Consider the following 15,324-nt stretch of genomic DNA (forward strand, 5'->3'; position numbering starts at 1 on the left):
GCCCCAGCCGCCTCCGCCTCCACCGTTGAGGATGGAGTTGATGAGGATGCCGCCCAGGATGGCACCGCCAAGGCCGCCGCCACCGCCGCCACCGAACATGCCACCGCGGCCGTAGCCCTGGTTGGCGTAGCCGCCGAAGTGGTCTACGTCGGCCTGTGCCAGCTGGGCTGCCTGCGCCGCCAGGGCGTGTGCCTGCTGGGCGTAGGTCAGGGCCGTTACGGGATCGGTCCGCGAGATGGAGAGGGCGTAGTCCAGGTTGCGCTGCGACTCCGCCAGCCGGGTCCGGGCCTCGGTTCCCACGCCGCCGCGGCGGGCCGTGATGTAGTCCGAGGTGGCGCTGATCTGGGCCTGGGCGGACATGATGGTCTGCTGGAGCGAGGCCTGCGCACGGCGGGACTGTTCCTGCTGGTCCCGGATGCCTGTGAGGGCCTGGTCGAGCGACTGGTGGGCCGTTTCCACGCGCTGGAGCGTTGCGATCGGATCGATCTTGCCGCCATGGATCTCCGACTTCACCTGCGCCAGCGCAGCCTCCACGCCGGCCACCGGCCCTGCCAGTTCGGGGTGCGCCCCGGACTGGATCATGGCGCGTGCCTGGGCGAGGTCCTGTGACGTGTCCACCACCGCGGCCTCGAGCGTGTTCCGTGCTTCGTCGAGGTTGGACGAGACCTTGGAGATCGCGTCCAAAAGGACGTTGGTCTGATGCAGGCTCTCTTCGGCTGCACGGACGGCAACGGCCGCGAGGCTGCCATCGCCTTCACTGAGCTTCTGCTCAGCGGTGGCGGTGGCGTTCTGGACGAAGGCCAGGCGTTCCTTGGCCTGCAGGATGTTGTCGGACACCTGCGTCAGGGCGCTTTCAGCGTACTTCTCACGGAGGGTGATCAAAGACTGCTCGGCGCTGGCAATCTTTGCATCGGCCTCACGCGCGCCGGCGTGAACAGTAGCGAGGGCCTGCGGAGCGTTCTTTTCAAGCTCGCGCAGGGAATCGAAGTCCGCCTTCTGCTCCTGGAGCGAGGCCAGGGCAGCCTCGGAACGGCGGATGATCTCGCCGTACCACGTGCGCTGCTGCTCCTCGGTGTCAGGGATGTGGTCGTCCAGTTGCTGCTGGAGCTTGAAGGACTCGCTCATGTGGCCCTTGGCTTCGTCCAGCGCCTTGGTGAAGTTTCCGACGGCGGCGTCCCCGTACTGCGCCTGCGCGAACATGAGCTCCTGCTCACTGGACTTGATGGCGTCGTCGGCTTCGATCAGCAGCGAACCGCTCTTGCGCCGCAGCTCCTCAACGCTCAGCGAAGCGAGCGGGTCTACGTGCTCTCCTTGGGGCCCGTAGCTGGCGCTTGAGGCCTGCCCGGCGGTCTTCTTGCGCTTGTTGCGGAAGTACAGGTAGGCACCTGCTCCGCCTGCGGCGGCTACGCCCGCACCAACCAGGACAGCCGCCCCGGCGCCGTCACCGGGGACGTTCCCGCTGCCACCGCCTGCTGCATCACCAATTGCGGCGGCAGCGTTAATTGCTGCTTGTGCGTAATTGTCATTGGCAAGTTGCGGGCCGATGGCCTTGCTCTTGATATTTTCGAGCTGCGCATTGGTAATCTTGCTGCCGCCCTTATTGAGCGTGTACTGGCGGGAGTCCGTAGCAATCGCGAAAATCAGGGCATTGGACCCAAGCCCGGCCTTTTCCGCTACTGCATCCGTCCAGGCCTCGCGGTCGCTGGGGTTCTCAAACCTCTTGACCGTCACGACGTGGAGCACGGTGGAATGCTCGGCCCCAAGCTTCTTAATGGCTTCCTGGACTTCACCCTTTTGAGGCCCCAGGACGCCAGCGGAGTCCACAATCTTGGTTGCGGGATCCAGAGTGACCGGGTCCTCGGCCCAGGCCGCGCCGGCCGGCACCGTAAACAGGCCCGCAAGGCCGATCACGGCGAGTGTACGTATGAACTTTGACCGCATGTGCAACCCTTCAGCACGCCTGACACCGATTCGGGACGAATCAGTCGTCTCAGAATCCAACAGCGCCCCCACGCCTGGTGTGAAGCCGCAGGTCGCTGTGGCAATTCATCTTGATTCTATGGTGCACCCCACACACCGTCCATTGGGGCGAATATGCCAGCAGCGAAAAGCTGAAAGACCGGTTCTGAAGGGCCGCACGCACCCTTCAGGAAGCTCTCAGCAAACATCCGAGCTTGATCCAGCCAAGGGGGCCATAGTTAATGCAGAAGAGGATGAAAGGAAGTCCCATGACTGAGAACCAAACTCCCGGACCGGCTCCGGACGGCCCCGCCGGCCGCCAGAACCCCTGGGAGCAGCACTCCGCCCGCCAAGGGGAACGGACCCCGGAGGCTCGGCATGCGGACAACGCGGCGGAAGCGGACGGGACAGCCCCGGCTGGCAGCGGACAGGGTACTCCGCCGTTGCAGCACCCCACCGAAGACCTGGGGCAATACGGCACGAATCCCACCCAGGAACTGCCCGGTGGGCCCCGCCCGGACTACCCGCAGCGCCAGCCGTTCTACGGGCAGGCCGGCTACGGCCAAGGCCAGCAGTCCGCCCAGCAGTACCCGCAGCACAGCTACCAGCAGCCCGGACACCACGACCAGGGCGGCCAGGCCGCGTATGGGGGAGCGACGGGCTATACCCCAAACCCCAAGGATGCGCCGCGCCGGAAGGCCAGTTTCGGCGTTGGAACCCTTGTGGCCAGCATCCTCGCTGCCGGCCTGGTGGGCGGCAGCGTGGCGACCGTCGGTTCGGCGGAGTTCTTCGGTAATACCGGATCCTCAACGGCCGTGAGCGGCAACAGCCAGCCCGGCACAGTCATAGTCAACAACCAGGACTCAGTCAACGAGATCACGGCAGCGGCGGTGAAGGCATCGCCGAGCGTCGTGACCATCAGTGCATCCAGCGGCAGTGCGGGCGGCACCGGGTCCGGCATCGTGCTGGACGACGAGGGCCATATCCTGACCAACACGCACGTGGTCACCCTCGACGGCCAGACGGCGAATGCTGCCCTTGAGGTCCGCGCCAGTGACGGCCGGGTCATCCCCGCCAAGCTGGTGGGTACCGATCCGCTCTCAGACCTCGCAGTTATCAAGGTGGACGCCGGCTCGGGCCTGACGCCCGCCACGCTGGGAGATTCCGGGAAGCTCAACGTGGGCGACACAGCCATCGCCATTGGTTCCCCCCTCGGCCTCACCGGAACGGTCACCGACGGCATCGTCTCCACCCTCAACAGGACCATCAGCGTGGCCTCGGCAGCAGCCCCCAAAGAGGGCGACAACGCAGAGGGCGGCGACGAGCGCGGCTTCCAGTTCGCGCCTCCGGGCGGCGGACAGAGCCAGCAGGCGGCGGGCCAGGGTGAGATCTCCATCAACGTGATCCAGACGGACGCGGCCATCAACCCCGGCAACTCCGGCGGGGCCCTGGTCAACACCAGCGGTGAGGTCATCGGCGTCAACGTGGCCATCGCCTCCGCAGGTTCCAGCGCATCGGCCACCAGCGGAAACATTGGCGTAGGCTTCAGCATCCCGATCAACCACGCCAAGCGCGTCGCCCAGGAAATCATCGACACCGGCAAGGCTTCCCACGGCCAGCTGGGTGTCAGTGTCAAGCCGAAGGCCGCCTCCAGCACGTCGTCCGAGTTTTCAGTGGGCGCCGAGGTCGCCACCGTTGAGCCTGACTCGGCAGCAGCCAGGGCCGGGATCAAGGTGGGCGATGTGATCACCAGGTTCAACGACCTCGCAGTCAGTGAACCCGAGCAGCTGACCGCGGCGGTCCGCGAACAGCCCGCCGGGTCGAAGGTGAAGATCACGGTCCTGCGCAACGGCGAGGAACAAGCCGTCGACGTCACGCTTGGCGCCGCGGCCAGCTAGGCGCCATAAGCCAGGACCAGCAGACAGTACGACGGCGGTGCCCCCACCTTGGGCGGGGACGCCGCCGTCGTGACGTCCGCAAGGGGTATTGACACAGGCGTTAACGGAAGAGGGCACTGGGGCGCGCCTTTGTGGTTAGCTAGGAGCTACCCGTATGCCGGGCATCCCGCGGCCATGACCTCACCCGGCTGGCTGTCCACAAGCATGGAAGGCTGCTGTCAATACAGTGGAAGATACATTGAAGATCATCGTCCTGGTCAAGCATGTACCGGACGCCCAGTTCGACCGTCACCTCAACGGGGAGGGCTTCACGACGGACCGCGATGAGAGCATCCTGTCCGAACTTGACGAATACGCGCTGGAGGCGGCACTGCAGCTGGCCGAGGCGCGCGGCGGAAGCAAGGCCGGCAACCAGGTCATCGCACTCACCATGGGCCCCGCAGGCGCGGTAAACGCCGTCAAGAAGACCCTGCAGATGGGCGCCACCGAGGGCATCCACCTTTCCGACGATGCGTTGGCGGGTTCGGATGCCGCTGCAACCTCCCTGGCGCTGGCGGCGGCTGTCCGCCACGTGGGCCAGGCGGACCTGATCATCACCGGGATGGCCTCCACGGACGGCGAAACCTCGCTGGTGCCGGCGCAGCTGGCGGAACGCCTCGGCCTGCCGCAGGTCACGTTCGCCTCGTCGCTTGAGGTGTCCGGCGGACGGCTGACCGCCCGGCGGGATGCGGACACTTCCTCGGAGACCGTGGAGGCGCCGCTGCCCGCTGTCGTGTCCGTCACGGACCAGATCAACGAGCCCCGGTACCCCAACTTCAAGGGCATCATCGCTGCCAAGCGCAAGAGCATCACCACCCTGACCCTGTCCGACATCGGGGTGGACCCCTCCCAGGTGGGCCTCAGCGGCTCCTGGACCAGCGTGGTCAGCGCCGAGGAACGGCCGCCGCGTACCGCAGGCACCATCATCACTGACGAAGGCGACGCCGGCATCAAGCTGGTCGACTTCCTGGCCGCACAGAAGCTGCTCTAAGAGGGATCACAGACATGGCAAAAGTACTCGTATTTCTTGACAACCCCGGTGCTGAACTGAAGAAGAGCAGCCTGGAGCTGCTGACGCTTGCCCGTACCCTGGGAGAAAGTGTTGTTGCCGTCAATGGAGAGGTCTCGGACGGCGCCGCGGCAACGTTCGGCGAATACGGCGTCAGCACGGTGGTCCGGCCTTCCGCCCAGGACCTGAATGACTACCTGGTCGCTCCCAAGGCTGCCTACGTCGCGGCCGCAGCCGACGCAACGGGTGCCGGCATCGTCCTGCTGGACAACTCGCCCGAGGGCAAGGAGATTGCCGCCCGCGTGGGGATCCGCCTGAACGCGGGCGTCATCACCGACGCCGTGGGGGTGGACGCCGACGGAACGGCGCACAAGTCCGTCCTGGCCGGCTCCTACAACACGTCCTGCAAGGCCAAGACCGCCGTGTCCGTTGTGACCCTGAAGGCCAACAACGTCACCCCCGAGCCCGCCGCCGCTCCGTCGGCACCTGAAACCCTGACCGTGGAAGTGCCCGCGACTGCAGCGGCCGCCCGCATCACTGCCCGCGAGCAGAAAGTGGCAAGCGGCCGGCCCGACCTCACCGACGCCCGCATCGTCGTTGCCGGCGGACGCGGCCTGGACGGCGACTTCGGACCCGTGGAGGAGCTCGCCGACGCCCTGGGTGCAGCGGTGGGGGCGTCACGCGCCGCCACCGACGCCGGCTGGATCAGCCACGACGCCCAGGTGGGCCAGACCGGCAAGACTGTCTCGCCGCAGCTGTACATCTCAGCAGGCATCTCGGGTGCCATCCAGCAGAAGGCCGGCATGCAGACCTCCAAGGTCATCGTCGCCGTCAACAAGGACGCAGAGTCGCCGGTGTTCGAAATCGCCGACTTCGGCATCATCGGGGACGTCTTCGACGTGCTGCCGCAGGCTACCGCGGAGATCAAGAAGCGTAAGGGCTGAATCTTTGACTGCATTGAACCTGCAGGCACAGAGCCCGTTCAACCCGGCCACGGACCGGGTTGGGCGGGTCCTCTGTTTTGCGGCGCACCCTGACGACATCGACTTCGGCGCCGCCGGCACCATCGCGGCCTGGACGGCTGCGGGGGTTGAGGTGAGCTACTGCATCATGACCGACGGCGATGCCGGCGGCTTCGACCCCGCCCACCGCGCGGACATTATCGCCCTGCGCGACGCCGAGCAGCGCCGCGCCGCGAAACTGGTGGGTGTCACCGACATCCATTACCTGCACCAGCGTGACGGGTACCTGGAACCCTCTCATGAGGTGATGAAGGAAGTGGTGCGGCTGATCCGGAAGGTCCGGCCCGACGTCGTGCTTTCCATGCACCCCGAGCGGAACTGGCGGCGCATCCAGAAGAGCCACCCTGACCATCTGGCGGTGGGAGAAGCAGTGACCCGTGCCGTTTACCCCGCTCTGGAGAACCCGTTCGCGTACCCGGAACTGGCAGAGTCCGGGCTCGAAGCTTTCAAACTGCCCTGGCTCTGGCTGTATGCCGGTCCGGAAGAGCGGGAAAACCATTTCGTGGACGTCACCGGCCAGGTGGAGGCCAAGCTGGCCGCCATCCACGTCCACGTCAGCCAGCACCCGGACGTGGAGGCCATGGAAGCCACCGTCCGCCACGGAATGCGCGCGAACGCGGCGCGCGCGGGATTCCCCGAGGGCAGCAGTGCGGAAGCCTTCCACGTGGTGGCAATCAACGGACCTGGCACTATCGCCGGGTTCTAGCCGCAACAGGAAACGCCCCGTTCCCTTCCAGCGAAGGGGACGGGGCGTTCTGCTGTCTCTGGCGCGGTGCTAGGCGCCCAGGGGTGCTGCAGCCACTGTGGGAAGGGTGGGGGACTGGGACCCGCCCACCGGTTCCACCGTGATGCCCAGGGCGGACGCGGACGAGATGCCCTGAACCACGGCCGGCTTGGACAGCGCGTCCTCGTCCATCAGGCCCTGCGAGACGGGGGCCGAGCCGTCCTTGGGGATCAGCCACATCTGGTAGACCTTGCCCTCCGGCGGGGCGGGAACGTCGTTCATCTTCACCACCGCCGCGTCTTCGGATGCCGAGATGAGCAGCGTGGCGGTGCCGCCGGCGGACACATCCACGGACGCCTCGCGTAGGTCGCCGGCCCGGGTCACCTGGTTTACGGGATCGTTCTGGTCGGCAAGGTAGGAACCCACTCCGACCCCGCCCAGCGCAATTGCTGCGGCGGCGGCAACCCCGGCAAGCCAGCGGCGCGCTCCACCGGGCCTGCGCCGTTCCTCCCGCCGCTGCCGTGCTGCGGCCAGTTCATCCACGCTGGCCGTTCCTGCAACCATGGCCGGCGGCGCAGGGGTAGCCCCGGCGCCGGGCTGTCCGTCCTGCCGCATATCGGTGGTGTCCGGCAGTTGGGCGACGATGCGGTTGAAGAGGTCAGCCGGGGGCTTTTCCTCGTACCGGAAGGTTGTGGCGAGGGTCTCGCGTGCCTGGCGGACACGCTCCAGGAAGGCAAGCCGCTCCGAGTCCGGGGCGGACGAGATGTAGTCCTCAATCGCCTGGCGTTCGTGGTCCGTGACGGCGTCCAGGGCATAAAGTTCCGCCAGGTCCAGGGCCCGGCCGGAAGCAAGGTCCGTGGATACGGTGTCGCCGAAAGCCCCGGAGCGGCCGCTGGGCCCTTGGTTCATCTCTGTCATCTCAACTCACCCCCAAACAGGTCTTCAGTCGGATCAGTCCGTCGCGGATGCGGGACTTGATGGTTGGTACTGCTGCGTTCAGCCGCTCTGCCACCTCGCGGTAGGTGAGGCCGCCGTAGTATGCCAGGCGTACGGACTCCTGCTGGGTTTCGGTCAGGGTTCCCAGGCAGCGGACAACCGCTTCGGCTTCGAGCCTGCTGCCCACTTCATCGGAAACCGTGTCATGGTCAATGTCCTGGGTGCTGGCCCCGTACTTCGCCTCGCGGTCCGTTGAGGACTGGGAGGACCTGACCTTGTCCACCGCACGCCGGTGCGAAATGGTCATCAGCCAGGACAGCGGGCTGCCGGCGGCGGGATCGAACTTTGCCGCGCTCTGCCACACCTGCAGGAAGACTTCCTGTGTGGTGTCCTCGCTGAGTTCGGGGTCGATCAGCACCCTGCGCGCCATACCGAACACCCTGCGGGACGTCAGTTGGTAGAACTCCGCGAAGGCCGCCTGGTCGCCCTGGGCAATGCCGGCCAGGAGGACCGCAAGACGGCGGCTGAGGTCAGCCGGCGGATCTGTCAGCGCGGCAGAAGCCTCGGCATTTGGCGCATTGGGAGTTTCCATTACTACCAAGCATAAGTCTCCTGGCGGTGAATCCTTAGCGGTTCCGCTGCGGCCGGTGGGGCCGGCCCGGGAGCCTGCTTCCAGTAATGTCACCTGCCGCTCCTTGATCAGTCCTGGAAATGCTTCCAGGAGTCATTCGGGGCAAAAGGGGATATGGATGGGTGGCGCGGAGGAATCTTTATGGGCCGGAAGGACGCCGGCGGTCTCAGATGCGTGCGCCCGCAAACCCCTGCTGCCGCCATGCCTCGTAGACGGCGATGGAGGCGGCGTTGGCAAGGTTGAGCGACCGCAGGGCCGGCAGCATGGGCAGCCGCACGGTGGCGGTAACGTGGGGGTCTTTCTTCAGCTCTTCCGGAAGTCCCACGGATTCCCTGCCGAACATCAGGACGTCGCCCGGCTGGTAGGAGATGTCCGTGTAGCTTGCCGTTCCGTCCGACGTGAAGGCGTAGACGCGTTCCGGCTGCAGGTGCTGCCAGGCGTCCTCGATGGATTTGTGGACGGTGACGACGGCGAGGTCGTGGTAGTCGAGGCCGGCGCGGCGCAGTTTGGCGTCGGAGAAGTCGAAGCCGAGCGGTTCCACAAGGTGCAGCTCAGCCCCCGTAATGGCGGCAAGCCGAATGGCGTTGCCGGTATTGCCGGGGATTTCAGGGGCGTGGAAGAGAATGCGGAACACGGTTCCATCCTAGCGACAGCCCGCCGGCCAATCCGTTCAGTGCATGCCGCGCAGCAGCCGGGCCAGGACGGGGACATTGACGGTGTTGGGTGCCGGTCCGGAGGCAAGGAACTCCTTAATGCCCCGGACCATGCCGGCCGCGTTGACGATCTGGACGGTGTCCAGGGCTCCGGACGGGCGCCGGTGGTGGTCGATGACGGGCTCGTGCAGGTTGCCGGTGGGGCTGAGGACCACGGTCCAGCCGGTGACGTTCAGTTCCGGAAAGATGTCCTGCATCGCCCGGACAAGGTGGGCCAGCTGCGGCGGGGCGATGGTGCGCGCGCCGTGGTTCAGGGTCCTGCCATCCCAGGCGTACGCGCCCTTGGGAAGGAGCATGGAATTGACCAGGGCCAACCGGTAGCCGGAGAGGACCGCATGGTCGATGTGGCTGTTGTCCGCCGGCGACTGGAGGCCGTTAATAAGCCGGGCGGCGGGAATCGCCGGCAGGACCTGGCGGGTCAGGAGCTGCACCGTGCGCATTTCCCGCTGGATCCGGGCCTCGGCACCAAAAATGCCGCGCTTGCGTGGCATGCCGTGTACCTGCTGGCTGGCCTGTGCCAGGGGGATGAGCGGAACACTGCCCGGCGTCCCGCCGTCGTAGGCAGGTACGTAGACGGGCGGGTCCCCGGCCGTGTTCCGGGCGCTGCCCGGCCGGTGGACGGTGGCTGACGCACGGCTGCCCGCGGGAGGGGCGTCGAAGTGGGCCTCATTGTCGGCAGCCTCTCGGACCGTGCCTGCCGCGTAGGACCGGTCGTATGCCTTGCGGCGCTGTGGGTCGATGAGGGTCTCGTAGGCGGCGGTCACCCGGCGGAAGGCCGCAGCGTCACCGCCATGGTCCGGATGGGCGGTGCGGGCGGCACGGCGGTAGGCCACCTTGATCTCCTTGTCGGTCGCCGTGACCGCCACCTGGAGGACCTGGTAGTGGGAGCTGTTGAGCTCGCTCAAGCACACATCCTTTTCTTTGTGGTCCGAACCGTGAGTGGAGCCCGGGCCAGCCCAGTTTAGCCAGCATTGCCGCCGGCCCTGATGTGACAACGACCGTCCTGGTTCCGCAGGTTCCCGCTTTCCGGCAGTCTGGACTCGTGGGGGCACGGCCGGACGGCCTGCCATCGACGGCGGGTGGAGGGCGGTGCTGGCAGCCGCGGCTCTTGGCGACGGCGGGCGCATCTGTCTACGTCTCGGTGTCCTGTCCCGATGCCGCCTCCCTCGCCGGAGCCCGCGCCGACGTCGGCACCCGGCTCCAGGTCCTGCCGTCGTCGAACTAGGCTGCCAGGCGGCACCCAGGTGAGCGATGTCCCGAAACTGTCCGTGCAAGGATTGCCTGCCGGAAGCCGCAGGGCCCGAAACGGCTAGAATTACAGGGTGCCCGCCTACCTCGATCATGCTGCAACCACCCCGCTCTCAGCTGAGGCTTTGGCTGCCCTGACCCGCGAACTTGCCCGCACGGGCAACCCGTCGTCACTGCACGGCTCGGGCCGGAGGGCACGCCGGACGGTGGAGGACGCCCGGGAAACAATAGCTGCCGCCGCCGGGGCGCACCCGTCCGAAGTGATCTTCACGTCGGGCGGAACCGAATCGGACAACCTTGCCGTCAAGGGCCTGTACTGGGCCCGCCGGGCGGAGGACGCTGAGCGGCGGCGCATCCTGTGTTCCGCCGTCGAACACCATGCAGTGCTGGACACCGTGGAGTGGCTGGAGCGCCATGAAGGCGCGGAGGTGACGTGGCTGCCCGTGGACGGCGAGGGCGTGCTGGACCTGGCGTTCCTTGAGGCCGAACTCGCCCGTGATCCCGCCAGCATTGCCCTGGTGACCGTGATGTGGGCCAACAATGAGGTGGGTACCGTCCAGCCGATCCATCGCGTAGTGGAACTGGCCCATGGCGCGGACGTTCCCGTGCATTCGGACGCCGTGCAGGCGTTTGGGTCGCTTCCCGTGCATTTCAAGGAGTCCGGCCTGGACGCCATGTCCATCAGCGGCCACAAGATCGGCGGCCCGGTGGGCGTGGGAGCCCTCCTGCTGGGCCGCGCGGTTAAGCTGACGCCGGTCCAGCACGGCGGCGGCCAGGAGCGGGACGTCCGCTCCGGCACCCTGGACACGGCCTCTATTGCCGCCTTCGCTGCGGCCGCCGCGGCCGCGACATTCCACCTGGGCCATGAAGCGGCGCGCATCGCAGCCCTGCGGGACCGCCTGATCGAGGGCGTCCTCGAACGGATTCCGGAAGCCGTCCTCCGAGGCGCCCCCGGTACCGGCCGGCTCCCGGGCAACGCACACTTCACCTTCCCGGGCTGCGAAGGGGACTCATTGCTCTTCCTGCTGGACCTTGCCGGGGTGGAATCATCCACGGGCTCCGCCTGCACCGCCGGAGTGCCGCGGCCCTCCCACGTCCTGCTGGCCATGGGGCTTGACGAGGAGACAGCACGTGGGGCACAGCGCTTCACGCTGGGCCATGCTTCCACGGATGCCGACGTCGACGCCCTCCTGGCTGCCCTGCCCGATGCCTACGTGCGTGCCCGGCAGGCAGGCATGGCCGGTCACGAGTCCGCGATCCAGACGGCCGGGACCATTGCCCGCCAGGGGCCAGGCAACCGCTGACTTGGCATCTGCGGCGGGACACTTTACATGAGGCCGTAGAATAGATAGGCGAGGATCGTTTCCGGGAGCCTGCCCGTTCGATCCGCACAGCCGGTCCCCAGCCACGTGGCGCCGGCCAAAACCTTCCCCGACAGAAAGCCAGCATGCGAGTTCTAGCAGCCATGAGCGGCGGAGTTGACTCCGCCGTTGCCGCCGCCCGCGCCGTCGAGGCCGGGCACGACGTCGTCGGCGTCCACCTGGCGCTGTCGCGGATGCCTGGCACCCTGCGGACGGGCAGCCGCGGCTGCTGCACCATCGAGGACTCCCGCGATGCATGGCGGGCCTGTGACGTACTGGGCATACCCTACTACGTGTGGGACTTCTCGGAGCGCTTCAAGGAAGACGTGGTCCAGGACTTCATTGATGAGTACGCTGCCGGCCGCACGCCCAACCCCTGCATGCGCTGCAACGAGCGCATCAAGTTCGCGGCGCTGCTGGAGAAGGCGATCGCGCTGGGTTTCGATGCCGTCTGCACCGGCCACTATGCCAAGGTCATCGAGGACGCCGACGGAAACCGCGAACTGCACCGCGCCGCGGACTGGGCAAAGGACCAAAGCTATGTCCTGGGTGTCCTGACCCACGAGCAACTCAAGCACTCCATGTTTCCGCTCGCCGACACGCCCTCCAAGGCCGAAGTCCGGGCAGAGGCCGAGCGCCGCGGCCTGTCGGTGGCCAACAAGCCGGACAGCCATGACATCTGCTTCATTCCCGACGGCGACACGGCGGGCTGGCTCGCCGAGAAGATCGAGATGACCCGCGGCGACATCGTGGACGAGACCGGAGCCAAGGTGGGCGAGCATCCCGGCGCCAACGCGTTTACGGTCGGACAGCGCCGTGGGCTGAAGCTGGGAACCCCCGCCGCTGACGGGAAGCCCCGCTTCGTGCTCGAGATCAGGCCCAAGGAAAACAAGGTGGTCGTGGGACCGCAGGCGTTGTTGGCCATCGATGAAATCCGCGGCATCAAGGTGTCCTGGGCGGGCCTGCCCATCCGGGAAGTGGATACCGGGGAGGAGTTTGACTGCTACGCCCAGGTGCGTGCCCACGGCGACCCGGTGCCCGCCGCCGCCCGCATGGAGACGGACGGGGAGTCAGCCGCCCAGTTGGTGGTCCGGCTGGCAGACCCCCTCCGCGGCGTGGCGCCCGGGCAGACAGTTGTCCTCTACCAGGGTAGCCGCGTCCTGGGCCAAGCGACCATCGACGCCGCCCGGTCCCTGCAGCGCGCCGCGCTGTAAACCACGGGTGGGCATCTGAGCTGTGCCGCCGGCGCCGGGGCGGCCCCGGGCACCCGCGCTTAACACCCGGCCCATCGGTCCCGCTGCCCATAGACTGGGATCATGACGCAGCACAACCTCCCCTCACCAGACTCCGACGAATACGATCCCTCCGCCAGCTCCCTGGCCGGCCAGGTGGACAGTTCGGTGATGGCTGAACTGCTGTCCATCCGCTCCAGCATCGACAACATCGACGCCACGCTGGTGTACCTCCTGGCGGAGCGTTTCAAGGCCACGCAGAAGGTGGGTTTCCTGAAAGCCGCCCACCGGCTTCCCGCGGGTGACCCGGGGCGCGAGACCGCCCAGATCGCACGGCTCCGCAGGCTCGCCGAGGATGCACACCTGGACCCGGCCTTTGCCGAAAAGTTCCTGAACTTCATCATCGGCGAGGTCATCCGCCACCACGAGGCGATCGCCGAGGACCACCAGGCAGCCTCCGGCCAGCACCCCCAGGCATCAGCCCTCGCATGACCGTGGTTGAACGGCACGAACCCGCCGCCGCGCCCAAGAAGGCCCCGCCGGCGGAAGTAACGGCGACCGGGCTGGGGCCATGGCCGGGCGAGGACCCCGTGGAAGCTGCCCGGATCATCCGTGGAGAACTCGGCAGCCCGCACCTGCCGTTCCTGGCTGAACTGCCGGCCCGGGGCGTCGGCTCCGATGCCTTGGGCCGTACCGCGTCCCTGCTCGAGGAGCTGGCCGTGGATGTCCAGCCCTACGGGTGGCGGCTCGTGGACCGTCCGGGCAAGGATGTGCGCCGTGCAGCCTCGGCGCTGGCCACCGACATCAACGTCCTGGCCGACGTCGCGGGGACCGAGGAGGCGTCCGCGGAGGAAATCAAGGTCCAGCTGGTAGGCCCCCTTAGCCTGGCCGCCGGCCTGCACCTGCATAACGGCGAACGCGCGCTGGTCGACTACGGTGCACGGCGGGACCTGGCTGAGTCGCTCGCTGCGGGTGTAGGAGGGTACCTGGCCCGTGTAGCCGCAGCCGTGCCCGGTGCACGGCTGGTGGTCCAGCTGGATGAACCGGATATCGCCGCCGTGCTCGCCGGCACCATCCCTACTGCCAGTGGCTACCGTACGCTGCGGGCCGTTGCCTCCGCGGAGGCCCGTGAAGCATGGCGCCTGGTGGTTGAGGCCCTTCGCGCCGCGGGAGCCGGCGAGGTGGTGGTGTCCGTGCCCGCCATCGAAGCACCTTTCGAGCCGATCCTGGCGTCCGGCGCGGACGGCGTCGCTGTGCCCCTGAAGGCCCTGACCACCCGGCAATGGGAGCACCTGGCCGGGACGGTGGAGGCAGGCAAGCGGCTGTGGGCCGGGGCGCTGGACGTGGATGGGGAAACCCTTCCCAAGGTTGCGGACTGCGTCGAATCCGTCTGGCGGCCGTGGCGGCAGCTTGGCTTGCCGGCGTCGTCCCTGCGGACCCTCCGCGTCACGCCGTCGGCGGGCCTGGCCGGCCGCACCCCTGCACAGGCCACCGCGGTGCTGGGCAGGCTGACACAGTTGGCGGACGGGCTGAACCAGCTCGCCCTGGGCTAACCGGCAAGGCCGGCCGGCCCGGGCGGGCCCGCCCTAGACCCTGTTCTCCCAGCGGTCCGGCTGTGCGTAGCGGGGAAGGAAGCTTTGGGCTGCGCTGCCTCCGGTGTAGGGGCGCAACCGGTAGTCGAAGCTTCCGGCGTAAACCAGGACCAAGCCAATCTGCGGCTGGATGACTTTGACCTGGATGCGGTGCTTGCCATTGGTACCGCCTGCGGGATCCCACCATTGCTCGGCGTACGCCTTGGCGTCGACCGGCGCCGGCAAGGGCACCCGAAGCGGGCCAAGGAACAGCCGGGAGGCTTCCGAGACGCCGCGCAGCCGTCCCTCCGCGGTGACACTCAGATTCAGGTCGGTCACCATGCGGCGGTAGCGGCCCACGTAGTCCACCAGCTGCGGAGACCCGTTGCGGAAGGTGGCGCTGGTGGTGTCCTGGAAGATCCGGGTCCGTCCGGGAAACCGGATCTCCCTGCGGGCGGTAAGGCTGGAACGGCCAAACGGGTCCTGGTGGGCGTGGTTCTCGATCCGGAACGGAATGTTCTCGCCATATTCGGGGAAGAAGGCCTCCTCCCCGCTGGTCAGCCGCAGCAGCGGGCGCAGCCACTCCTGCCGACAGCCCACCACATCGAATGTCCCTTCACCGATGCCGTAGCGGCCTGAGCCGGGCACCAGGGAGAAGTACTCCTGCAGCTCGGGCTGCAACCTGGCGAAGTCCGTTCCAAGGACCTGCTGGTAAATGGGCACGTTCACAAAGCTCCTCCTGGCCGCAACACACTACTGGTCTCACAATTTACCGGCAGCTTTGAGCCGGATGTACATGTCCGCGACGCGCGGCGGCAGCTGGTGCGGTTCGGCGTCCACCACTTCCACACCGTACCGGCGGAGCTCGGCGCTGACGGCGGCGCTTGCGTCATGTGTGGCTTTTCCTCGGTTGAATCTGTTTCCCTCTGTAGTAAACCACTAATGCCCGCGTAATGGCCGGGCCGGGCGGGGCCGGTGCTC

Annotated in this window: 15 protein-coding genes; 9 read left to right on the forward strand and 6 right to left on the reverse strand. The window is 67.3% G+C overall.

Annotated elements, in window-relative coordinates; translation table 11 throughout:
- On the reverse strand, positions 1-1,941 hold a 1,941-nt coding region (locus AC5RTT_RS17490), incomplete at its 3' end, for a TPM domain-containing protein (protein WP_494146255.1).
- Between the two features lie 287 nt (positions 1,942-2,228).
- On the opposite strand from AC5RTT_RS17490, the gene AC5RTT_RS17495 reads away from it, so the two are divergent.
- The 4 genes from AC5RTT_RS17495 (at position 2,229) to AC5RTT_RS17510 (ending at position 6,633) form a co-directional block, all read left to right on the forward strand.
- A complete protein-coding gene (locus AC5RTT_RS17495) occupies positions 2,229-3,857 on the forward strand; it encodes a S1C family serine protease (protein ID WP_494146256.1) in 1,629 nt (542 codons plus the stop codon).
- Between the two features lie 238 nt (positions 3,858-4,095).
- The gene (locus AC5RTT_RS17500; RefSeq protein WP_494146267.1) at positions 4,096-4,887 is read left to right on the forward strand and encodes an electron transfer flavoprotein subunit beta/FixA family protein; all 792 of its coding nucleotides are present in this window, start codon (positions 4,096-4,098) and stop codon (positions 4,885-4,887) included.
- 14 nt (positions 4,888-4,901) lie between these two features.
- A complete protein-coding gene (locus AC5RTT_RS17505; RefSeq protein ID WP_494146257.1) occupies positions 4,902-5,849 on the forward strand; it encodes an electron transfer flavoprotein subunit alpha/FixB family protein in 948 nt (315 codons plus the stop codon).
- Between the two features lie 4 nt (positions 5,850-5,853).
- Positions 5,854-6,633 carry a PIG-L deacetylase family protein gene (locus AC5RTT_RS17510; RefSeq protein ID WP_494146258.1) on the forward strand — a complete coding sequence of 260 codons (780 nt, stop codon included), beginning with the start codon at positions 5,854-5,856 and terminating at the stop codon, positions 6,631-6,633.
- A 69-nt stretch (positions 6,634-6,702) separates the two neighbouring features.
- Here AC5RTT_RS17510 and AC5RTT_RS17515 read toward each other — a convergent pair whose 3' ends face one another.
- From AC5RTT_RS17515 to AC5RTT_RS17530, 4 genes are all read right to left on the reverse strand, one after another.
- Positions 6,703-7,569, reverse strand: coding sequence for an anti-sigma factor (locus AC5RTT_RS17515; RefSeq protein ID WP_494146259.1), 867 nt, complete (start codon positions 7,567-7,569; stop codon positions 6,703-6,705).
- A 1-nt stretch (position 7,570) separates the two neighbouring features.
- On the reverse strand, positions 7,571-8,179 hold the full coding sequence (locus tag AC5RTT_RS17520; RefSeq protein WP_494146260.1) for a sigma-70 family RNA polymerase sigma factor: 609 nt from the start codon (positions 8,177-8,179) through the stop codon (positions 7,571-7,573).
- A 205-nt stretch (positions 8,180-8,384) separates the two neighbouring features.
- Entirely contained in the window at positions 8,385-8,852 is a 468-nt protein-coding gene (locus AC5RTT_RS17525) for a tRNA (cytidine(34)-2'-O)-methyltransferase (RefSeq protein ID WP_494050847.1), read from the reverse strand.
- Between the two features lie 36 nt (positions 8,853-8,888).
- Positions 8,889-9,836, reverse strand: a complete 948-nt coding sequence (locus AC5RTT_RS17530) for a J domain-containing protein (protein ID WP_494146261.1) — start codon at positions 9,834-9,836, stop codon at positions 8,889-8,891.
- 83 nt (positions 9,837-9,919) lie between these two features.
- Between AC5RTT_RS17530 and AC5RTT_RS17535 the strand changes: the two genes are divergently transcribed.
- The 5 genes from AC5RTT_RS17535 (at position 9,920) to AC5RTT_RS17555 (ending at position 14,325) form a co-directional block, all read left to right on the forward strand.
- Positions 9,920-10,156, forward strand: coding sequence for a hypothetical protein (locus tag AC5RTT_RS17535; RefSeq protein WP_494146262.1), 237 nt, complete (start codon positions 9,920-9,922; stop codon positions 10,154-10,156).
- Positions 10,157-10,253: 97 nt separating this feature from the next.
- Positions 10,254-11,483, forward strand: a complete 1,230-nt coding sequence (locus AC5RTT_RS17540) for a cysteine desulfurase family protein (protein ID WP_494146263.1) — start codon at positions 10,254-10,256, stop codon at positions 11,481-11,483.
- A gap of 143 nt (positions 11,484-11,626) precedes the next feature.
- Positions 11,627-12,754: a tRNA 2-thiouridine(34) synthase MnmA gene (gene mnmA, locus AC5RTT_RS17545; RefSeq protein WP_494146264.1), complete on the forward strand. Its 1,128-nt coding sequence runs from the start codon at positions 11,627-11,629 to the stop codon at positions 12,752-12,754.
- Positions 12,755-12,856: 102 nt separating this feature from the next.
- Positions 12,857-13,264, forward strand: coding sequence for a chorismate mutase (locus AC5RTT_RS17550; protein WP_494008749.1), 408 nt, complete (start codon positions 12,857-12,859; stop codon positions 13,262-13,264).
- Positions 13,261-14,325 carry a uroporphyrinogen decarboxylase/cobalamine-independent methonine synthase family protein gene (locus AC5RTT_RS17555; RefSeq protein WP_494146265.1) on the forward strand — a complete coding sequence of 355 codons (1,065 nt, stop codon included), beginning with the start codon at positions 13,261-13,263 and terminating at the stop codon, positions 14,323-14,325. The genes AC5RTT_RS17550 and AC5RTT_RS17555 overlap by 4 nt, the downstream gene beginning before the upstream one ends.
- Positions 14,326-14,358: 33 nt before the next feature.
- Here the strand turns inward: AC5RTT_RS17555 and AC5RTT_RS17560 are convergent, their stop codons facing one another.
- Positions 14,359-15,072, reverse strand: a complete 714-nt coding sequence (locus AC5RTT_RS17560) for a DUF4166 domain-containing protein (RefSeq protein WP_494146266.1) — start codon at positions 15,070-15,072, stop codon at positions 14,359-14,361.
- Positions 15,073-15,324: the final 252 nt, after the last annotated feature.

The sequence above is a fragment of the Arthrobacter sp. Y3221157 genome (genome assembly GCF_059089865.1).